General features: G+C 64.7%; 20 protein-coding genes. 15 read left to right on the top strand and 5 right to left on the bottom strand.

From position 1 onward, the window contains the following. Positions 1 to 9: 9 nt before the first annotated feature. Positions 10 to 570, bottom strand: a complete 561-nt coding sequence (locus CFE28_01915) for an ATPase (GenBank protein OYU68858.1) — start codon at positions 568 to 570, stop codon at positions 10 to 12. 2 nt (positions 571 to 572) lie between these two features. Then, positions 573 to 1,424, bottom strand: a complete 852-nt coding sequence (locus CFE28_01910; GenBank protein OYU68857.1) for a glutamate racemase — start codon at positions 1,422 to 1,424, stop codon at positions 573 to 575. A gap of 165 nt (positions 1,425 to 1,589) precedes the next feature. Between CFE28_01910 and CFE28_01905 the strand changes: the two genes are divergently transcribed. The 4 genes from CFE28_01905 to rimM all read left to right on the top strand — a co-directional run bounded on the left by CFE28_01905 (position 1,590) and on the right by rimM (position 6,523). Next, the gene (locus CFE28_01905) at positions 1,590 to 3,701 is read left to right on the top strand and encodes a peptidase M3 (protein OYU68856.1); all 2,112 of its coding nucleotides are present in this window, start codon (positions 1,590 to 1,592) and stop codon (positions 3,699 to 3,701) included. A gap of 237 nt (positions 3,702 to 3,938) precedes the next feature. Then, entirely contained in the window at positions 3,939 to 5,477 is a 1,539-nt protein-coding gene (locus CFE28_01900; protein OYU68855.1) for a signal recognition particle protein, read from the top strand. A gap of 18 nt (positions 5,478 to 5,495) precedes the next feature. Continuing rightward, positions 5,496 to 5,993: a 30S ribosomal protein S16 gene (locus CFE28_01895; GenBank protein OYU68854.1), complete on the top strand. Its 498-nt coding sequence runs from the start codon at positions 5,496 to 5,498 to the stop codon at positions 5,991 to 5,993. Between the two features lie 26 nt (positions 5,994 to 6,019). Then, positions 6,020 to 6,523: a 16S rRNA processing protein RimM gene (rimM, locus tag CFE28_01890; protein OYU68853.1), complete on the top strand. Its 504-nt coding sequence runs from the start codon at positions 6,020 to 6,022 to the stop codon at positions 6,521 to 6,523. A 19-nt stretch (positions 6,524 to 6,542) separates the two neighbouring features. Here the strand turns inward: rimM and tesB are convergent, their stop codons facing one another. Beyond that, positions 6,543 to 7,412, bottom strand: a complete 870-nt coding sequence (gene tesB, locus CFE28_01885; protein ID OYU68852.1) for an acyl-CoA thioesterase II — start codon at positions 7,410 to 7,412, stop codon at positions 6,543 to 6,545. 127 nt (positions 7,413 to 7,539) lie between these two features. Between tesB and CFE28_01880 the strand changes: the two genes are divergently transcribed. The 4 genes from CFE28_01880 (at position 7,540) to rfbA (ending at position 10,572) form a co-directional block, all read left to right on the top strand. Continuing rightward, a complete protein-coding gene (locus tag CFE28_01880) occupies positions 7,540 to 8,250 on the top strand; it encodes a tRNA (guanosine(37)-N1)-methyltransferase TrmD (GenBank protein OYU68851.1) in 711 nt (236 codons plus the stop codon). Positions 8,251 to 8,274: 24 nt separating this feature from the next. Next, on the top strand, positions 8,275 to 8,664 hold the full coding sequence (locus CFE28_01875; GenBank protein OYU68850.1) for a 50S ribosomal protein L19: 390 nt from the start codon (positions 8,275 to 8,277) through the stop codon (positions 8,662 to 8,664). A 109-nt stretch (positions 8,665 to 8,773) separates the two neighbouring features. Continuing rightward, on the top strand, positions 8,774 to 9,700 hold the full coding sequence (gene rfbD / locus CFE28_01870; GenBank protein OYU68849.1) for a dTDP-4-dehydrorhamnose reductase: 927 nt from the start codon (positions 8,774 to 8,776) through the stop codon (positions 9,698 to 9,700). Next, positions 9,697 to 10,572 (top strand): glucose-1-phosphate thymidylyltransferase, encoded by an 876-nt coding sequence (rfbA, locus tag CFE28_01865; GenBank protein ID OYU68848.1) that lies wholly within the window; start codon positions 9,697 to 9,699, stop codon positions 10,570 to 10,572. Before rfbD ends, rfbA begins: the two co-directional genes overlap by 4 nt. Here rfbA and CFE28_01860 read toward each other — a convergent pair. Further along, positions 10,569 to 11,480: a LysR family transcriptional regulator gene (locus CFE28_01860; GenBank protein ID OYU68847.1), complete on the bottom strand. Its 912-nt coding sequence runs from the start codon at positions 11,478 to 11,480 to the stop codon at positions 10,569 to 10,571. The genes rfbA and CFE28_01860 overlap by 4 nt on opposite strands. 94 nt (positions 11,481 to 11,574) lie before the next feature. Here CFE28_01860 and CFE28_01855 point away from each other — a divergent pair, with 94 nt between their 5' ends. The 5 genes from CFE28_01855 to leuB all read left to right on the top strand — a co-directional run bounded on the left by CFE28_01855 (position 11,575) and on the right by leuB (position 16,539). Further along, complete coding sequence (locus CFE28_01855) at positions 11,575 to 12,552, top strand: hypothetical protein (GenBank protein OYU68846.1); 978 nt, start codon at positions 11,575 to 11,577, stop codon at positions 12,550 to 12,552. Between the two features lie 84 nt (positions 12,553 to 12,636). Further along, on the top strand, positions 12,637 to 14,049 hold the full coding sequence (leuC, locus tag CFE28_01850; protein ID OYU71508.1) for a 3-isopropylmalate dehydratase large subunit: 1,413 nt from the start codon (positions 12,637 to 12,639) through the stop codon (positions 14,047 to 14,049). After that, a complete protein-coding gene (locus tag CFE28_01845; GenBank protein OYU68845.1) occupies positions 14,046 to 14,867 on the top strand; it encodes a glyoxalase in 822 nt (273 codons plus the stop codon). The genes leuC and CFE28_01845 overlap by 4 nt, the downstream gene beginning before the upstream one ends. After that, the gene (gene leuD / locus CFE28_01840) at positions 14,864 to 15,475 is read left to right on the top strand and encodes a 3-isopropylmalate dehydratase small subunit (protein OYU68844.1); all 612 of its coding nucleotides are present in this window, start codon (positions 14,864 to 14,866) and stop codon (positions 15,473 to 15,475) included. The genes CFE28_01845 and leuD overlap by 4 nt, the downstream gene beginning before the upstream one ends. Continuing rightward, a complete protein-coding gene (gene leuB / locus CFE28_01835; protein ID OYU68843.1) occupies positions 15,472 to 16,539 on the top strand; it encodes a 3-isopropylmalate dehydrogenase in 1,068 nt (355 codons plus the stop codon). Before leuD ends, leuB begins: the two co-directional genes overlap by 4 nt. Here leuB and CFE28_01830 read toward each other — a convergent pair. Then, entirely contained in the window at positions 16,536 to 17,177 is a 642-nt protein-coding gene (locus CFE28_01830; protein ID OYU68842.1) for a hypothetical protein, read from the bottom strand. The two genes, leuB and CFE28_01830, sit on opposite strands and share 4 nt — an antisense overlap. A 122-nt stretch (positions 17,178 to 17,299) precedes the next feature. Between CFE28_01830 and CFE28_01825 the strand changes: the two genes are divergently transcribed. Both CFE28_01825 and CFE28_01820 read left to right on the top strand, forming a co-directional pair. Further along, positions 17,300 to 17,740 (top strand): ubiquinol-cytochrome C reductase, encoded by a 441-nt coding sequence (locus CFE28_01825; GenBank protein OYU68841.1) that lies wholly within the window; start codon positions 17,300 to 17,302, stop codon positions 17,738 to 17,740. Between the two features lie 69 nt (positions 17,741 to 17,809). Beyond that, positions 17,810 to 18,841 carry an aspartate-semialdehyde dehydrogenase gene (locus tag CFE28_01820; GenBank protein OYU68840.1) on the top strand — a complete coding sequence of 344 codons (1,032 nt, stop codon included), beginning with the start codon at positions 17,810 to 17,812 and terminating at the stop codon, positions 18,839 to 18,841. Positions 18,842 to 18,863: the final 22 nt, after the last annotated feature.

Genomic DNA, 18,863 nt, shown 5'->3' with positions numbered 1-18,863 from the left:
AACGCGAAGCTAGTGGCCTGGAGGTGGCCCGCCAGCCTTCGCGCCGGACTCGACATAGGACTTCAGGCGCAGGACCTGCAGGCCGAGGACCTCGTCAACTGGCGCCGCCCAGACAGGCCCGAGCCCGCCCCTGGCAAAGCCACCGACATCATAGGTCAATACCAGCCGGGTCCCGCCTGATCCACTCTCAGCCAGATTGAACGCCAGATGCCCGGCGGCGCCCGTCGTCTGCAGGGGGCCAAGACCGCCCCAAAGCCGAAGGGTCCGGCTGTCGGCGTAGACCACGGTCATGTGACGGACAAATCCATCCTTGAGCTTCTCGCAGAAGCATCCGGACGTGAGATCCATTGAGAGATTGGCGGCATTTCCGGAATAGGTGTGGTCGCTGCTCCACCAGGCGCCCACATTCAGCAGGGCCGCACGGACAGCGGGAAGCGGCGCCTCAAGGCTTGCAACCTGGCGAACCTGGAACCCGCCAAGGCCGGACTCGATGACTTCCGCCAGAGCGCCCGAAGCCAGCCCTAGAGAGAAGGCCGCGGCGAGGAAGATCTTTCCGAAGGCCCTGGACATATTCACGCCTGCTCGAAAGTCAAAGGCCCGCCCCAGAAGGTCTCGGCCAGCATGTGCTGGGCGCCTGGCTTCCCGGTCGTCAGGAACAGACGCCGACCCGAAGATCCGACATAGTACTGGGGATGCTTGGCCAGATAATCGACCAGGGCGTCGGCCGTGGCCTGGGGTTGATGGATCAGGGGCGTTCCAGGCTTGAGGGCAGCGCGGAACATGTCGGCCACAATCTCGTAGTGAGTGCAGCCCAGTATGGCCCGATCCGGCGCGCGGCCGATGCGCGCGCTGACCGACTTCACATGGGCCTCAACGGCGGTGGCCAGTTCAACGGCGCCAGCTCCGTTTTCAATCAGGCTGGCGAGGGTCGGACAGGGCTCCACGAACACGGCCACATCCTGTCGCCGCTTGTCGATCTCGATCTCATAGACCCGGGACCGGGCTGTGGCCGGCGTTGAGAACACCGCCAGAATGTCCAGCTTCTCGACCTTGTCCCCGCGACGCTCGGCTTCGTGCTCCCAGGGCATGCCAGTGGCGGCCTCGATGGTAGGCACGATAATGCCCAGCACATTCACCGGGCGGTCAAGTTCCCGGCGATAACCAGGAAGCCAGGTCTGCTGGAGCCGACGAAGGGCGATGGCCGAGGCCGTGTTGCAGGCCAGGACAACCAGGTCGCAGCCTGCTGAAAACAGCCGCTCACACCCGGCGCGGGTCAGGTCGACAATGGCCTCGCCATCCTTGCCGCCATACGGCGTGTTGGCCTGGTCGGCGAGATAGATCAGGTCGGCCTGCGGAAGCCGGTCCACAAGCTTTCGATGGACGGTCAGACCGCCGATTCCGGAATCAAAAACGCCTATCGCCATGCTCCCGGATTACCGGACCTGAAGCCCCAAGACCAGAGGTAGCCAGACGCAGCGGCCCGACCACGCCGAAAATGAATTTTCGGACATGTGACGGCGGCGAAAAGCCCCGCTAGTCTGTCGTCAATCGCGGCCTACCGCCGCAACCCGGATCAGTTTGGAGTTTCCATGCAAAGGCGCAGCTTCCTGGCGGCATCCGCCGCCCTCGCCGCCACCTCGGCCCTGCCCAAGGGCGCCCTGGCGGCGACAATCCCCATGACCCAGCCCTGGACCGGCCCATTCGGCGGGGTCCCGGCCTTTGACAAGGTCAAGGTGTCTGACTTCGTCCCGGCCCTGAAGCAGGCCATGGCCGCGGAACTGGCCGAGATTTCCGCCATTGCCGGCAACAAGGCCAAGCCGACCTTCGAAAACACCATCGTCGCCCTGGAAAAATCGGGCCAGACCAGTCTCCGGGTCGGGACCTTTTACGGGATCTGGAGCAGCACCCTCTCGACCCCGGAAGTCCAGCAGGTGGAAACCACCGTAGAGCCCCTGCTGGCGGCTCACTATGACAAGATCGTCCAGAACCCTGAACTGTTCGCCCGGATCAATGCGATCTATGCGGCGCGCGCGTCCCTGACCCCCGAGCAGCAAAGGCTGGTCTGGGTATACTGGAACCGGTTCACCCGGGCGGGCGCCAACCTGTCGACGAAGGACAAGGCCCGGGTCGCAGAGATCAACCAGGAACTGGCCGGCTATTTCACCACCTTCAGCCAGAACCTCCTGGCGGATGAAACCGACTACGTCCTGTTCCTGACCTCGGAATCTGACCTGGCCGGCCTGCCCGCCGACGTGAAGGCCGCCATGGCCTCGGCGGCTGAACAGAGGGGCAAGAAGGGTCAGTGGGCCGTGCTCAACACCCGCTCTTCCATGGACCCCTTCCTGACCTATTCCGACAAGCGCGACCTGCGCGAGAAGGTCTGGCGGACCTATTACAGCCGCGGCGACAACAATGACGCCAAGGATAATAATGGGGTCATAAGGAAGATCCTCAAGTTGCGGGCCGAGCGCGCAAAGCTTCTGGGCTTCCCCACCCACGCTCACTGGCGGGTGGCCGACGCCATGGCCAAGACGCCTGAAAACACCATGGACCTGATGATGCGGGTCTGGCCTTCAGCCATTGCCCGGGTCCGCGAGGAAGTGGCGGAAATGCAGGCCATCGCCGACAGCGAAAAGGCCGGCGTCAAGATCGCGCCCTGGGACTATCGCTATTATGCCGAAAAGGTCCGGACGGCGAAGTACGACCTCGATATGAACGAGGTGAAGGAATACCTCCAACTCGACAAGCTTCGCGAGGGCATGCACTGGGCCGCCGGTCAGCTCTATGGCCTGACCTTCCACCCGGTGACCGGCCTGCCCGTGGCCCATCCGGACATCAAGATCTGGGAAGTCCGCAGCGCGGACGGCAAGCACCGCGGCCTCTGGTACTTCGACCCCTATGCCCGGTCGGGCAAACGGTCCGGCGCCTGGATGAACGCCTATCGGGAGCAGAGCACCTTCAATGGCGTGGTCACGACCATTGTCTCGAACAATTCCAACTTCGTGGAGGCGGCGCCTGGCGAGCCGGTCCTGGTGTCATGGGATGACGCCACCACCATGTTCCACGAGTTCGGCCACGCCCTGCACGGCCTGAATTCCAGCGTGGTCTACCCGACGCTTTCCGGCACCAATGTCTCGCGCGACTATGTGGAGTTCCCCAGCCAGGTGAACGAGAAGTGGCTTGCGACCCCGGAGGTCCTGAACCAGTTCGCCCTGCACTACAAAACCGGCAAGGCGATACCCAAGGACCTGGTCGCCAAGATCGAAAAGGCCCACACCTTCCGCAAGGGCTTTGAGGTCACGGAATTCCTGGCCTCCGCCCTCATCGACATGAAGCTGCACCTGGCGGGCGACGCCGACATTGATCCCCGCGCCTTTGAAAAGGACGAGCTGGCCAAGCTGGGCATGCCGTCGGAACTGCCCATGCGGCACCGGACTCCCCAGTTCCAGCACATCTTCGCCAGCGACAGCTATTCAGCCGGCTATTACAGCTATCTCTGGTCAGAGGTGCTGGATCATGACGCCTTCGAGGCCTTCACCGAGGCGGGAGGTCCCTATGACAAGGCGGTGGCCAAGCGCCTGCATGACAAGATCATGAGCCGGGGAAACACCGTGGATCCGGCTGACCAGTACCGGGCCTTCCGCGGTCGCGATCCGGACGTGAAGGCCTATCTGCGGGACAAGGGCTTCCCCACGTCCTAGGCGGGTTCCGGGCCGCCGGCCGGCTGCAGTCAATGCCTGTAGCCGGCCGGCGAGTCTGCAAATCCTTGACCTTCCGGCGGGTTTCGTGCATGGACCGCCCCTTCCGGCGCAAAGCAATCGCGCCCTCCACCGTCACGACCCCTGCCGTCTCATGGCAGGACGAGGACGGCGAGGCCCCCCGTCGACGTGATCGTCCACGGGGGTCGATTGCGTTTGGGCCACACTGATGAGGCCCACTTGTTCGACGCCCTGACCGATAAACTGTCCTCCGTCTTCGACCGGTTGTCCGGTCGCGGGGTGCTGTCGGAAAAGGACATTGATGAAGCCCTGAAGGAAGTCCGCCTCGCCCTGCTCGAGGCCGACGTCGCCCTTCCGGTGGTGCGGCAGTTCATCGCCAGGGCCAAGGAACGGGCCGCCGGCGAGGAAGTGATCCGCTCGGTCCGCCCCGCCGATCAGGTGGTCAAGATCACCTATGACGGCCTGGTTGAAATGCTGGGCGGCGAGACCGCCGAACCCCTGAACATCAGCCTGAACCCGCCCACCGTCATCATGATGGCCGGTCTGCAGGGCTCGGGTAAGACCACGACGGCCGGCAAGCTGGCCCTGAGGCTGTCGCGGGAACGCAAGAAGGTCCTTCTGGCCTCCCTGGACACCCGCCGTCCGGCCGCCATGGAGCAGCTGGCGACCCTGGCCCAGCTGGCCCAGGTGGACAGCTTGCCCATCGTTGCAGGCCAGTCGGCGCCTGACATCGCCCGACGGGCCATGTCGGCGGCGAAGCTCCAGGGCTATGACATACTGATCCTCGACACGGCCGGTCGGACCACCCTCGACGAAGCCATGATGGCCGAGGCCGCCGAGATCGCGAAGATCGCCACGCCCTCGGAAACCCTGCTGGTGGCCGACAGCCTGACAGGTCAGGACGCGGTGCGCACGGCCACGGCTTTCCACGAACGCCTGCCCCTCACTGGCCTGGTCCTGACCCGGGCTGACGGCGACGGCCGCGGCGGCGCGGCCCTGTCCATGCGGGCGGTCACCGGCCTGCCGATCAAGTTCCTGGGCGTCTCTGAAAAGATCGACGGCCTGGACGTCTTCGACGCCTCCCGGGTGGCGGGCCGTATCCTCGGTCAGGGCGACATCATCGCCCTGGTGGAAAAGGCCAGCCAGGACCTGGACGTGGCCAAGGCCGAGGCCATGGCCAAGAAGCTGGCCAAGGGTCAGTTCGACCTGGACATGATGGCCGACCAGTTCGCCCAGATGAAGCGCATGGGCGGCATGGAAGGCATGATGGGCTTCCTGCCTGGCGTGCAGAAGATCAAGAAGCAGATCGCCGAGGCCAATATCTCGGACAAGGTGCTGGACCGACAGTCGGCCATCATCTCGTCCATGACCAAGCTGGAACGCAAGAAGCCGGACATTCTGGCCGCCTCCCGCAAGCGCCGGATCGCCGCTGGCGCCGGGGTGGACGTGGCTGACGTCAACCGGTTGCTCAAGCAGCATCGCCAGATGGCCGACGCCTTCAAGATGATGAGTCGTGACGGCGGCAAGGGCATGGCCCGCATGGCCAGCATGCTGGGCGGTCCCGGCGGCGCTGGCGGTATGGACCGCCTGAAATCCCTGGGCGGCGGCAAGCTGCCGACCCCTGACGCCTCGCAACTGGAAGAGCTCGGCAAGATGGCCGGCGGGTTGAACCTGCCCGGTCTTGGCGGCGGCTCGCCCCCCAATCTCCCGGGACTGGGAAACCTCCCACCCGGATTTAACCCCTTCAAGAAATCCTAGACACTACAAGGACTTAATATGCTCAAGATTCGTCTCGCCCGTGGCGGCGCCAAGAAGCGCCCCTATTATTCGATCGTCGTTGCTGACAGCCATTCGCCCCGCGATGGCCGCTTCATCGAAAAGGTGGGGACCTATAATCCCCTGCTGAAGAAGGATGATCCGAACCGGGTGACCCTGAAGCTGGAAGAAATCCAGGGCTGGCTCTCCAAGGGCGCCCAGCCCACCGACCGTGTCGCCCGCTTCCTCGCCGTCGCTGGCGTCATGACCTGGGTCCACGGCCAGAACCTGAAGAAGGGCGTCCCCGGCAAGAAGGCCAAGGAACGCGCTGAAGAACGCGCCCAGAAGGAAGCTGACGCCGCCGCCGCCGCTGCTGAAGCCGCCGCCGCACCGGCGCCTGAGCCCACCCCGGAACCGGTCGCCGAGCCTGAAGCCGCTGTCGAAGCCCCGGTCGAGGCCGCTGCTGAAGCTGCGCCGGAAGAGCCGACCGCGGAAGCCGCCGCTGAGTCGGAAGCCTAAGACGTACTGCAGGAGGCGGTTGACCCATGGCTGACCGCCTCCTTCTCGTCGCCCGTGTCGCCGGAGCTTTCGGCGTGAAGGGTGAAATCCGAATAACGACCTTCACCGAGGACCCGACGGCCATTGGCCGCTATCGGGACCTGCTGCGTGAGGACGGTTCCAGCGGCCTCTCACTGACCAGTGTCCGTCCGGTAAAGGGCGCCGTCATAGCCCGCGCAAAGGGTGTCGACACCCGGGACCAGGCCGAGGCCCTGCGCGGCCTGACCCTGCATGTGCGCAGGGACGATCTTCCTGATCCAGACGAAGACGAGTTCTACCTGGCCGACCTGATCGGCCTGAAGGTCGAGTCCCCCGAGGGCGAGGCCATCGGCAGGGTCAAGGCTGTCCAGGACTTTGGCGCCGGCGACCTTCTGGAAATCCAGCCGGCCAAGGGCGCCAGCTGGTGGCTGCCCTTCACCCGGGAGGCTGTTCCGGAAGTGATCATCTCCGAAGGCCGGATCATCGCCGTCAAACCTGACGAAGTCGAATAGCCACCCGACCGCGCGCGCCTCAGGTGGGCTTGCGCATCCGGATCAGGCCTTCCTGGGCCACGCTGGCGACCAGTTCCCCTGACTGCGTATAGACAGATCCACGAATGAAGCCGCGGCCGCCCGAGGCGCTGGGGCTGTCGTGCGTATAGAGGTGCCAGTCATTGAAATTGATCGGCTTGTGGAACCACATGGCGTGATCGAGGCTGGCGGACTGGAAGCCCTTGGTCTGCCAGTGGACCCGGTGGGGGCGCATGGCCGTGGCCAGAAGGCCCATGTCTGACGCATAGGCCAGCAGCACCTGGTGCATGTGCTGGTCGTTGCCGATCGGCGCCTTGGCGCGCATCCAGGTCTGGCTCTCGGGCTTGCGCGCCTCAGGCGGCTTGCCATCAAAGAAGCTCGTGCCGTCCACAGGACGCATTTCGATGGGCCGAGGGCGGGTCGCCCACTTGCGGGCCTCCTCCGGCATTTTGGCGACCATGGCCTTCATGGCCTCAACCTCATCGGCCAGATCGTCCGGGCCTGGAACATCGGGCATGTCGGACTGGTGCTCGAAGCCCTCTTCGGCCACCTGGAACGAGGCGGCGAGGTTGAAGATCTGCTGGCCGTGCTGGATGGCGACCACCCGCCGGGTGGTGAAGGACCCGCCGTCCCTTGACCGGTCGACCTCGAAGATGATCGGCACCCGGGGATCGCCCGGACGGATGAAATAGCAGTGCAGGGAATGGCAGATCCGGTCCTCGACCGTCTCATAGGCCGCCAGCAGGGACTGTCCGATCACCTGTCCGCCAAAGATACGGCCCGGGCCGTCATCAGGCGAAACGCCCCTGAAAAGGTTCACTTCCAGGCGTTCAAGGGCCAGGGTCTCGGTGAGGTCTTCAGGGGTGTCCATGGACGATCTCAATCGATGCTGCACTGCGGAAGGGGTGGAATTAGGCCCAACTTCAGGCGCCCGCAAGGTCGCGCCTCTGATAAGAAGTCTTCTAATGCCAGCCATCTTGGGTCATTAGCCCCTCGCCATGTCCTTTGACGCCACAGTCCTGACCATGTTTCCCGAGGCCTTTCCGGGTCCGCTGGGGGTTTCCCTGATCGGAACCGCCTGGAAGGAAGCCGGACTCTGGAGTCTGGAAACACTGGACATTCGGCAGTTTTCCACAGATAAGCGCGGCTTCCTCGACGACACCCCTGCGGGTGGCGGTCCCGGACAGGTCATGCGGGCGGACGTCATCGCAGCAGCGCTGGACAGCGTTGAGCTTCGGGGGCGGCCGCTTTTGTATATGAGCGCCCGGGGTCGGCCCCTGACCCAGGCGCGGGTAAAGACCTGGGCCGAAGGGCCAGGACTGATTGTCCTGGCAGGTCGGTTCGAGGGGGTGGATCAACGGGTGCTCGACGCCCGGGGGTTCGAGGAGGTCTCCGTCGGAGACGCGGTGCTCGCCGGTGGCGAGGCGGCGTCCATGGTGGTGATCGAAGCGTGCGTAAGGCTGGTGCCCGGAGTTCTCGGCGCGGCGCAGAGCCTCAGTGAAGAGAGTTTCGAGGACGGGCTTCTGGAGCATCCGCAGTACACGCGACCGCGGAACTTTGAAGGCCTGGATATCCCCGACGTGCTGCTCAGCGGCCATCATGCCCAGGTGGGCAAGTGGCGGCAGGCGCAGAGGGAACAAACCACGCGGGAGCGGCGTCCGGACTTGTGGGCGCAGCATCTCGCCAATCAACAGGCAAAGGGCGATTAAGCCCGGAAGACAAGGAATGAAGTCATGAACCTGATCCAGACCCTGGAAAAGGAAGAAGCCGACCGTTTGGGCGCTGCCCGGTCGACGCCGGAATTTCAGCCGGGCGACACCGTCCGCGTCAATGTGAAGATCAAGGAAGGCGAGCGCGAGCGCGTTCAGGCCTACGAAGGTGTCTGCATCGCCCGTCAGGGCGCCGGCATCAATGAGAGCTTCACCGTCCGCAAGATTTCCTTCGGTGAAGGCGTAGAGCGGGTCTTCCCGATCTTCTCGCCGATGATCGAATCCATCGAAGTGAAGCGTCGCGGCGTCGTCCGTCGCGCCAAGCTCTATTACCTGCGCGACCGCCGCGGAAAGTCCGCGCGCATCGCCGAGCGCCAGATGAACCAGGCGCCCAAGGAAACCACCGAAGGCTGAGGCCATCGGTAAGATCTCTCCGATCAAGTAGCGGCGACCCTTTCCACAAGGGCCGCCGTTTCTGTTTGGCGTCCCCGCCCATCACGGTCATCGTGCGCCAGGAGGCTCTGTGAGCTCAGTCGCCCCGAAACCTGAAAATGATCTCCCCATTCTGCTGACCGGCGGAACGGGACAGGTCGGCGCGGCCCTGCGCCGGCTGTCGGGGGAAGGCTTCCGGATCCAGGCCCCTGGCCGGGATCAACTGGACCTGTCCGATCCGTCCGCCATCGAGGCCTTGGTCGCCAGCCGACCCTGGCGGGCGGTGATCAGCTCGGGGGCCCATACGGCCGTCGACCGGGCCGAAACCGATATCGAGACCGCATGGGCGGTGAACGCCCGGGGCCCTGCGGCCCTGGCTGCAGCGGCGGCGCGGGCGGGCATTCCCATCCTGCACCTGTCCACGGATTTCGTTTTCGCCGGAACCAAGACCACATATTATGTCGAGAGCGACCCGATCGGACCCCTGGGGGTCTATGGGGCCTCAAAGGCCGCAGGCGAACTGGCGGTCGCGGCGGGGAACCCCCGACACCTGATCCTGCGGACCGCCTGGGTGGTCAGCCCCGACGGCAATAACTTCATCAAGACCATGCTGCGCCTGGCGGAAACCCGGGACGAGGTTTCGGTGGTCAATGACCAGATCGGCTGCCCGACCAGTGCGGACGACATAGCTGCAGCCCTGAAGTCTGCCCTGCACCGCCTGGAAGCCGCAGAACCTCCCTACGGAACCTATCATCTGGTCAATTCGGGGGAAGCCAGCTGGCATGATCTTGCCGCCGCCGTCTTCGGTCAGGCTGAGGCCGCGGGGCGCAAGGTCCCCGTCCTGAAGGCCATTCCCAGCAGCGACTACCCCACCCCTGCAAGACGTCCGGGTAATTCACGACTGGACACGGCCAGGCTGACGCGCGACTTCGGACTCAAACTCCGTCCCTGGCAGGAAGCTGTCAGTGACGTGGTCACGGCCCTCCTGGCCCAACCCGCGAAACAGGAACGGACATGAAGGGCATCATCCTCGCCGGTGGATCCGGCACCCGGCTGCACCCGGCCACCCTGGCGGTGAACAAGCAGCTGCTGCCGATCTATGACAAGCCGATGATCTATTATCCCATGTCGGTGCTGATGCTGGCCGGCATCCGGGAGATCCTGCTGATCTCGTCGCCGGAATATATCGACAACTACCGCCGCCTGTTCGGCACTGGCGAAGATCTGGGCCTGGAAATCCAGTACAAGATACAGCCCAGCCCCGATGGCCTGGCCCAGGCCTTCGTCCTGGGAGAAGACTTCATCGGTGACGATCGGGCCGCCCTGGTCCTGGGCGACAACATCTTCTTCGGCGCCGGCATGTCGGCCCTGCTGGCCCGGGCGGTGAAGCGGGAAAAGGGCGCCACCGTCTTTTCCTATCAGGTGGATACGCCCGAAGCCTACGGCGTCGTCGAACTGGACAGTGACGGTCGCGCCATCAGCCTTGAGGAAAAGCCCCAGGCGCCCAAGTCCCGGCAAGCCGTTACAGGTCTCTATTTCTACGACAACCGGGTCGTGGAGCTGGCCAAGAAGGTCAAGCCGTCGGCCCGGGGCGAATACGAGATCACCGATCTCAACCGCGCCTATATGGAAATGGGCGAGCTCTATGTGGAGCAGCTTTCCCGGGGCTATGCCTGGCTCGACACCGGCACCCATGAGAGCCTGATCGAAGCCTCCGAGTTTGTCCGCGCCGTCCAGAAGCGTCAGGGGGTCCAGGTGGCCTGCCTGGAGGAAATCGCCTTCCACAACGGCTTCATCACCCGTGACCAGTTGAAGGCCCGCGGGGAAGTATTCGGCAAGACGGCCTACGGCCGCTATCTTCTGGACGTTGTGGCCCAGGCCGGAGGCTAGGCCTTCTTCTCTTCCGCAAGGAAGACGGCCAGGCCCTCGGCCAGATGATCGAACATCAGACGCATGCGCCGGGAGCCCTTGAGGTTCTCATGCATGGCCACCCAGACCTCCAGTTCGAAGTGGAAGGCGTTGGGCATGACAGGCACCAGACCCCAGCGTCGGGCCAGGGTGTTCTGCACCGCGCCAATGCCCAGGCCAGCACGGACTGAAGCCACCTGGGCCACATTGTTGTCGGTCCGGACCTGGAAGGTGTTGCGGGTAATGTCGATGCCGCCGAAGTCCACATGGCGCAGGGCTTCCAGATCAATGCGCTCGCGGTCATAGCCGATCAGGGTGTGGCCGTTCCGCAGGTCATCGAACCCGGCCGGAACCCCGTGTCGCGCCACATAGCTCTCCGACGCATAGAAGCCTAGGCGAATGGCGCCGATCTTCCGCGCCACAAGGGCGCCCTGGGTGGGGCGGATCATGCGCACGGCGATGTCGGCATCCCGACGGGAGAGGTCCTCGGTCTTGTCGGACAGGACCATCTCGATGACGATATCCGGGTGCTTTTCGTGGAAGCTGGAGAGGATGGGCGGCAGGACCTCCACCCCCATGAATTCGCTGACCGCCACCCGGACCACGCCGCGCTCACCATCGGCTGCGCCAGAAGCGTCGCGCAGGGCCGCGCCAGCAGCGGCGGCCATTTCATCCAGGTGAGGCCGCAGGGTCTCGGCCAGATCGGTCGGGGTCAGCCCCCGGGAGCTGCGCAGGAAAAGGGGCGCTCCCAGGCTTTGTTCCAGGGACTCAATGTGACGTCCAAGGGTCGGTTGGGTCAGGCCCCTGGCCCGGGCGGCTGCGGAGAAGCTGCCGGTCTGGAGGACGGCGTGCAGGCTCTGATAGAGGTCCCAGGCAGGTTCTGTGCTCATACGAATATGCATATCAGAGCCACATCAAAGCGCAATTACGCAGATCAGGAGTTTGGCGGATAGTCACCGGCGTTCGAAAGGAAAGGAACACGACATGTCCACAAGGCCCATCGCCCTCGTCATCGGCGCCACCGGATCCATAGGCGGCGCTGTCGCCGCAGCCCTGCTGGCGGAGGGCTGGCATGTCCGTGGCCTGAACCGGTCCCCAAACCGGCCTGATCGACCTGATCTTCGTGGTGTGGAATGGATCACGGGCGACGCCATGAATCCCGGTGACATTCTGGCAGCCGCCCAGGGCGCCAAGGTCATCTTCCAGGGCGCAAATCCCCCAGGCTACGCCAACTGGGCCAGGTTCCAGCCCGGCATGATGGAGTCCTGCATAGCCGCAGCCAAGGCGAGCGGAGCCCGCATCGTCCTGCCGGGTAATGTCTACAATTACGGTCCGGATGCCTGGCCCCTTGTCTCCGAAACCTCTCCGCAAAATCCAAGGACAAGGAAGGGCGCCATTCGCGTAACCCTGGAAAAGCGGTTGGCAGATGCATCCTCGGAAGGCGTCCGCAGTCTGGTAGTCCGCGCCGGGGATTTCTTCGGGCCGGCCAGCGGGTCGTCCTGGCTGACCGAGGGCTGGGTGGCCAAGGGCAAGCCCCTCAAGGCCATCACGGTCCCAGGCCCGCTGGATGTTGCACACACCTGGGCCTATCTGCCCGACTTCGCCCGGAGCATTGTCGGCCTCATCGCGATGGAGGCGGCCCTGCCCTCAGCGGCGGTTTTCAACCATGGTGGCCACCAGGTCACCGGCCTGGAACTGGCGGAGGCCCTGGACCGGGTCGCTGGCCGCAAGCTGGCCCGTCGCAACCTGCCCTGGTTCGCCTTTTCCCTCGCCGCCCCCTTTGTGGAGATGGTCCGGGAAATGCTGGAAATGCGCTATCTCTGGGAAAAGGAGGTGCGGCTGGACAACAGCAAGCTTGTCGGAACCTTGGGATCAGAACCTCACACACCGCTGGATGTCGCCCTCAAAGCGACCCTGATCGGCCAGGGTTGTCTCGGGACTGAAGCCCCGATGGCCGCGTGATTCTGGCGAAAATCTGGGCCAGACATATGGATTAGGGCGGAAAGCGACTTCACAGCCCCACACATCCCGCACTAGATGCCGCCCATGTCCGGCAAGACCCTTTATGACAAGATCTGGGATGCGCACCTCGTCGCCGAACAGGACGGCGAGGCCATTCTCTATATCGACCTGCATCTGATCCATGAGGTCACCACCCCCCAGGCTTTTGCAGGCCTGCGAGCAGAGAAGCGCCCGGTCCGGCGACCGGACCGCACCCTGGCGGTGGCGGACCACAACATCCCGACCGAGGGACAGGCCAAAGGCGTCGGCGCCGTGGCCGATGAAGAGGCCCGTCTGCAGCTCCAGACCCTGGAACGCAACGTCAAGGATTACGGGATCGAGTTCTTCCCCATGGGCGACATCCGCAATGGCATTGTCCATGTGGTGGGGCCCGAACAGGGCCGGACCCAGCCGGGCATGACCATTGTCTGCGGCGACAGCCACACCTCGACCCACGGCGCTTTCGGGGCCCTGGCCCATGGCATCGGCACCTCCGAGGTCGAACACGTCCTCGCCACCCAGACCCTCCGCGCCAAGAAGGCGAAGAACATGCGGGTGACCATCAACGGGACCCCGGCGCCCGGCGTTGGCGCCAAGGACTTCGCCCTGGCGGTGATCGGCGAGATCGGGACAGCCGGCGGTACAGGCTATGTGATCGAATATGCCGGCGAGGCGGTTCGCGCGCTTTCCATGGAAGGCCGCATGACCCTCTGCAATCTGACCATCGAAGGCGGCGCCCGGGCCGGACTTGTGGCGCCCGACGAAACCACCTTCGCCTATCTCATGGGTCGCGCCGCCGCCCCCAAGGCCGGCGCCTGGGACATGGCGCTCAGCTACTGGAAGACCCTGGTCACCGATGATGACGCCGTGTTCGACCGGGAGGTTGTCCTCAACGCCGCCGACATTGCGCCCCTGGTCACCTGGGGCACCAGCCCCGAGGATGTGGTGGCTGTGACCGGCGTCGCCCCCAGCCCCGACCAGTTCACCACCGCCGACAAGAAGACCGCAGTGGAACGGGCCCTGGACTATATGGGCCTGACCGCCGGCCAGCCGATCACCGAGGCGAAGGTCGATGTGGTGTTCATCGGCTCCTGCACCAACAGCCGGATCGAGGATCTCCGGTCCGCCGCAACCATAGTCGTGGGTCGCAAGGTCGCGTCCCACGTCCGCGCCATGGTCGTCCCTGGATCTGGTCTGGTGAAGGCCCAGGCCGAGGAAGAAGGCCTGGACGCCATCTTCATCGCCGCCGGCTTTGACTGGCGCGAGCCGGGCTGCTCCATGTGCCTGGGCATGAACCCGGACCGCCTGGCGCCCGGCGAGCGCTGCGCCTCCACCTCAAACCGCAATTTCGAGGGCCGGCAGGGCCGGGGCGGGCGCACCCACCTGATGAGCCCGGCCATGGCCGCGGCTGCCGCGGTCGCCGGCCATATTGTCGACGTCCGGGACTATCTGCGATGATCACGGCGCTTGATCACGTCGCCATTGCGGTTCGCGATATTGACGCAGCACAGGCCCTCTATACCCGCCTGCTGGGCGTCGAGCCGGATCGGCAGGATGACAATGGCGCTGCCCGGGCCTGGTTCCGTTTTCCCAACATGGCCCTTGAGCTGATGGCCCCGGATGGCGCTGGCGGCGCCGGAGACCGGGTGCGTACCCAGCTGGACGCCAAGGGGGAAGGGCTCTGGTCCCTGGCGTTTGCGACGCCGGATCTGGAGGCCTGCCAGGCCCGTCTGTCGCGACTGGGCATTGGCGGCGAAATCCTGGCGCCGCCCGCTCAGGCTCTAAGTCTTGAGCCCCGGGACACTGGAGGGCTCCAGATCTTCATGAAGCCGCAGGTGTCGGTGCGGATTTCGCCAGCAACCGGCGAGGGCGCGATTGCAGGGCTGGATCATGTGGTGGTGCATACCGCCAATGTGGACCGCGCCCTGGGCGTTTATGGCGCCAAGCTCGGCCTGGACCTTCGGCTGGATCGCGCCAATGAAGGCTGGGGCGTGCGTCAGCTGTTCTTCCGGGCCGGAGACGCAGTGGTGGAATTCGGCGCAAGCCTGAAGGCGGCCCCCTCGGACAAGCCTGATGAATTCGGTGGTCTGGCCTGGCGGGTCGCAGACGCCGCCGCTGCCCAGGCCCGGCTGGCCGCAGAAGGCTTCAACGTTTCCGAGATTCGCACCGGTCGAAAGCCCGGAACCCATGTCTTTACGGTTCGCGACGGCCCTGGCGGCGTTCCGACCCTCATGATCAGCCAGGGCGCAAGAGCGCTGGCAGAGGACAGTCAATGAAAGCCTTCACCCGCCTCGACGCCCGCGCTGCACCCCTGCAGATCGCCAATATCGACACCGACCAGATCATCCCCAAACAGTTCCTCAAGACGGTGGAGCGGGAGGGTCTGTCCAAGGGTCTGTTCTATGACTTCCGGTTCGATCCGGAAGGCAGGGAGAAGCCCGACTTCGTCCTCAATCGCCCGGAATACAAGGGCGCCGGCGTTCTGGTGGCCGGGGATAACTTCGGTTGCGGATCGTCCCGTGAGCATGCCCCCTGGGCCCTGCTGGACTTCGGCGTCAGCTGTGTGATCTCCACCAGCTTCGCCGACATCTTCTACAACAACTGCTTCCAGAACGGCCTGCTGCCGGTAGTTCTGAAGGCCGAGGAGGTCTCGGTCCTCATGGACGAGGCCAAGGGTGGCAACCACATGGTCAGCATCGATCTGGAGACCCAGACCGTGACCTCGCCCTCCGGCAAGACCTTTACCTTCGAAATCGACGCCCAGCGCCGGACCAAGATGCTCAAGGGTCTGGACGCCATTGGCGAAACCCTGACCTCCGCCGCCGACATCGATGTCTATGAGTCCAGGCGGGCCCTGGACCAACCCTGGCTGGAACGCGCATGACCGACCTTCTTCTCCTGCCCGGCGACGGGATTGGCCCCGAAGTCACCGCCCAGGTCCGCCGGGTGGCGCAGAGCCTGACCCCGCACCTCAAGCTGGACGAGCGCCTGTTCGGCGGCTGCAGCTATGACGCCCATGGCGTGCCCCTGACCGACGAAGCCCTCGAGGCTGCAAAGGCCTCCCGCGCCGCCCTGATGGGGGCTGTCGGCGGCCCGCAATGGGCTGGCTCCCCCCGGGACAAGCGGCCGGAAGCCGGCCTGCTGAACCTTCGGGCCGGCATGGAGGTCTTCGCCAACCTGCGTCCCGCCCTTTGCTTCCAGCCCCTGGCTGACGCCTCCAGCCTCAAGCGCGAGCTGGTGGAGGGCCTGGACTTCATGATCGTCCGGGAACTGACCGGCGGCATCTATTTCGGCAGTCCGCGCTTCATCGAGGACCTGCCTGGCGGCGGTCGCCGCGCCGTGGACACCCAGGTCTACACCACCGCCGAGATCGAGCGGGTGGCCAGGGTCGCCTTCGAACTGGCCCGGGGTCGTCGCAACAAGGTCCACTCGGCCGAAAAGTCCAATGTGATGGACTCAGGCCTGCTGTGGCGTGAGGTCGTTACCGACCTGCACAAGCGGGAATATGCCGACGTCCAGCTGGAGCATATCCTGGCCGACAACGCCGCCATGCAGATCGTCAAGGCGCCCAAACAGTTCGACGTCATGGTCACAGACAACCTGTTCGGCGACATCCTGTCCGATGCTGCGGCCCAGCTGACCGGGTCCCTGGGCATGCTGCCCTCCGCAGCCCTGGGCGTGGCGGGCAAGCCCGGCCTCTACGAGCCGATCCATGGTTCGGCGCCGGATATCGCCGGCCAGGGCGTGGCCAATCCCCTGGCCGCCATTCTGTCCTTCGAAATGGCCCTGCGCTGGTCCCTGGACGAAACGGCGGCGGCTGATCACCTGAAGGCGGCGGTCATCCGCGCCCTCGAGGACGGGGCCCGCACCCGCGATCTGGGGGGCATGCTCTCTACCGTTCAGATGGGCGACGCCGTCCTGGCCGCCCTGGAAAAGACCGCAGCCTAGAGCCTGCGATACTCGATCATCGAGCCGTCCTGGACCCGGCCCTTGAGGCCAGCCCAGACGCCTGAAGCATCATACCAGTCGTCAATCTCGGTCTCGCCCCGGATCGCCCACAGCTGGGCGTCAATCTTGCGGCCATTGGCCAGGGCAATCTGCGAGGCGCCCTTCCGGCTGGCGGATACCTTCAGCATCTTGCCTTCCTGGGGATTGAACAGGGGCTTGCCGAAGACTTCGGAATTCCAGTGGGTGAAGGGCGCGGCCGACGACGGGGCAGCGACGGGGCCCTTGAGGGTTTCGATGGTCAGGCCGTCCGCCGATCGCCGGGCGGTGACCTTTTCCCGCTTGCCGTTGGAATTGGTGCTGGTGTCGAGGCTGGCGAACCGCCCGCCCGTCCAGCGTTCGACGGCATGGTGGGTGTAGCGATAGACCGGGACCGGTCCCAGCCTCACCTGCATGGAGACATCGGTCGTCACCACCGGTGCTGAGGGATCGCCCGTGAACACCATCAGGTGCTCGCCGACCTTTACCTCATTGCGATAGACGGCGAAGGCCAGTCTCCCGCTGGCTGGACCGGCGGCGAGGGCGGAGGGCGCGGCCAGGGAAAGACCGGCGGCGAGCAGGGTGCGGCGCGAACAGATCATCACGTCTCCTTCAGCGGCACATACGGCGCAGGTTTCATGTCCGCCGGACAGGCATGGGCGAATTCGGGTTAACCCGACCTTTCCCGACTTCGACCCGACTGCCGTCATGGTATCATCCTTCGATGACTTGGGAGGGCGCCATGACGGATGCAAGGCCTTGCTGGCTGGTGAAGTCAGAACCGGGCACATACAGCTTCGAGGATCTGGTGCGGGACGGTCGCACGGTCTGGGATGGCGTGCGCAACAATGCTGCGGCCCTGCATCTGAAGGCCATGCAGGTCGGCGATCAGGTCTTCTTCTATCACTCGCAGGAAGGCCTTGCGGTGGTGGGGGTTGCTGAGGTGGCCAGAACCGCCTTCCCCGATCCCTCCGACGCTGCGGGACGATTTGTGGCTGTGGAGCTGACGCCAGTCCGTCCCCTGCCCCGGCCCGTATCCCTGGTGCAGATGAAGGCCAATCCCGCCCTGGCGGACATGGCCATGCTGAGGCAGTCGCGGCTGTCGGTTTCCCCGGTCAGCCCCCTAGCCTGGGCTGAAATCCTGCGCATGGCGGGCGAGGCTTGAACCCCCGAGATTGCATTTGGCGCCCCCCCGGCGTAGACGGACGCTCCTTTTAAATCGGGAGAGACCACGATGGGCTATCGCGTCGCCGTCGTTGGGGCCACGGGTAATGTGGGCCGCGAAATGTTGAACATCCTTGAGGAACTCGAGTTCCCCGTAGACAGGATTCACGCCATCGCCAGCCGCAAGTCCATCGGCGTCGAGGTCTCCTTCGGCGAGAAGATCATCAAGTGCCAGGACATCGAGCAGTTCGATTTCTCGACCGTGGACCTGGTGCTGATGAGCGTCTCGGGCAGTTTTTCCAAGATATGGTCGCCGAAGATCGGCGAGGCCGGTCCCATCGTCATCGACAATTCCTCGGCCTTCCGCATGGATCCGGACGTGCCGCTGATCGTGCCGGAAGTGAATCCGGACGATGTGGAATGGGCGGACCGCAAGAACATCATCGCCAATCCCAACTGCTCCACCGCCCAGCTGGTGGTGGCGCTCAAGCCCCTGCACGACCGGGCCCGGATCAAGCGCGTTGTCGTTTCGACCTATCAGTCGGTGTCTGGCGCCGGCAAGGAAGGCATGGACGAGCTCTGGGACCAGACCAAGGGCATCTTCGTCCTGGGCGCCCCTGAGCCCAAGAAGTTCCCCAAGCAGATCGCCTTCAACGTCATCCCCTTCATCGGCGCCTTCGAGGACGACGGCTATACCGACGAGGAAGCCAAGATGTGGAATGAAACCCACAAGATGATCGATCCGGAGATCAAGCTCACCGTCACCTGCGTGCGGGTGCCGGTCATGGTCGGCCACTCTGAAGCGGTGAATGTGGAATTCTGGGAGCCCCTGGACGAGGAAGAGGCCCGCGACCTGCTGCGCGAGAGCCCCGGGATCATCGTCGTCGATCAGCGCAACGACAAGGGCTACATCACCCCCAAGGAAGCCCAGGGCGAATTCCCGGTCTTCATCAGCCGCATCCGCAATGACACCACGGTCGAATATGGCCTGAACATGTGGGTAGTGGCGGACAACCTCCGCAAGGGCGCGGCCCTGAACGCGGTCCAGATCGCCCAGCTGCTTCACGAACGGGGCCTGATCCGTCAGGCCGCCCTGACCTAAGGCGGGCTGTCGGATGTTACAG

This window comes from Alphaproteobacteria bacterium PA2 (assembly GCA_002256425.1).
GTDB lineage: Bacteria > Pseudomonadota > Alphaproteobacteria > Caulobacterales > Caulobacteraceae > Phenylobacterium.
The sequence above is the reverse complement of the archived record's forward strand: the minus strand, read 5'-3'. Positions and strand labels throughout refer to the sequence as shown.

What these genes read in the sequence shown, in the direction of transcription:
- CFE28_01915 (OYU68858.1), bottom strand. Translation starts at nt 570, where the DNA reads ATGTCCAGGGCCTTCGGAAAGATCTTCCTCGCCGCGGCCTTCTCTCTA.
- CFE28_01910 (OYU68857.1), bottom strand. Translation starts at nt 1,424, where the DNA reads ATGGCGATAGGCGTTTTTGATTCCGGAATCGGCGGTCTGACCGTCCAT.
- CFE28_01905 (OYU68856.1), top strand. Translation starts at nt 1,590, where the DNA reads ATGCAAAGGCGCAGCTTCCTGGCGGCATCCGCCGCCCTCGCCGCCACC.
- CFE28_01895 (OYU68854.1), top strand. Translation starts at nt 5,496, where the DNA reads ATGCTCAAGATTCGTCTCGCCCGTGGCGGCGCCAAGAAGCGCCCCTAT.
- rimM (OYU68853.1), top strand. Translation starts at nt 6,020, where the DNA reads ATGGCTGACCGCCTCCTTCTCGTCGCCCGTGTCGCCGGAGCTTTCGGC.
- tesB (OYU68852.1), bottom strand. Translation starts at nt 7,412, where the DNA reads ATGGACACCCCTGAAGACCTCACCGAGACCCTGGCCCTTGAACGCCTG.
- CFE28_01880 (OYU68851.1), top strand. Translation starts at nt 7,540, where the DNA reads ATGTCCTTTGACGCCACAGTCCTGACCATGTTTCCCGAGGCCTTTCCG.
- CFE28_01875 (OYU68850.1), top strand. Translation starts at nt 8,275, where the DNA reads ATGAACCTGATCCAGACCCTGGAAAAGGAAGAAGCCGACCGTTTGGGC.
- rfbA (OYU68848.1), top strand. Translation starts at nt 9,697, where the DNA reads ATGAAGGGCATCATCCTCGCCGGTGGATCCGGCACCCGGCTGCACCCG.
- CFE28_01860 (OYU68847.1), bottom strand. Translation starts at nt 11,480, where the DNA reads ATGAGCACAGAACCTGCCTGGGACCTCTATCAGAGCCTGCACGCCGTC.
- CFE28_01855 (OYU68846.1), top strand. Translation starts at nt 11,575, where the DNA reads ATGTCCACAAGGCCCATCGCCCTCGTCATCGGCGCCACCGGATCCATA.
- leuC (OYU71508.1), top strand. Translation starts at nt 12,637, where the DNA reads ATGTCCGGCAAGACCCTTTATGACAAGATCTGGGATGCGCACCTCGTC.
- CFE28_01845 (OYU68845.1), top strand. Translation starts at nt 14,046, where the DNA reads ATGATCACGGCGCTTGATCACGTCGCCATTGCGGTTCGCGATATTGAC.
- leuD (OYU68844.1), top strand. Translation starts at nt 14,864, where the DNA reads ATGAAAGCCTTCACCCGCCTCGACGCCCGCGCTGCACCCCTGCAGATC.
- leuB (OYU68843.1), top strand. Translation starts at nt 15,472, where the DNA reads ATGACCGACCTTCTTCTCCTGCCCGGCGACGGGATTGGCCCCGAAGTC.
- CFE28_01830 (OYU68842.1), bottom strand. Translation starts at nt 17,177, where the DNA reads ATGATCTGTTCGCGCCGCACCCTGCTCGCCGCCGGTCTTTCCCTGGCC.
- CFE28_01825 (OYU68841.1), top strand. Translation starts at nt 17,300, where the DNA reads ATGACTTGGGAGGGCGCCATGACGGATGCAAGGCCTTGCTGGCTGGTG.
- CFE28_01820 (OYU68840.1), top strand. Translation starts at nt 17,810, where the DNA reads ATGGGCTATCGCGTCGCCGTCGTTGGGGCCACGGGTAATGTGGGCCGC.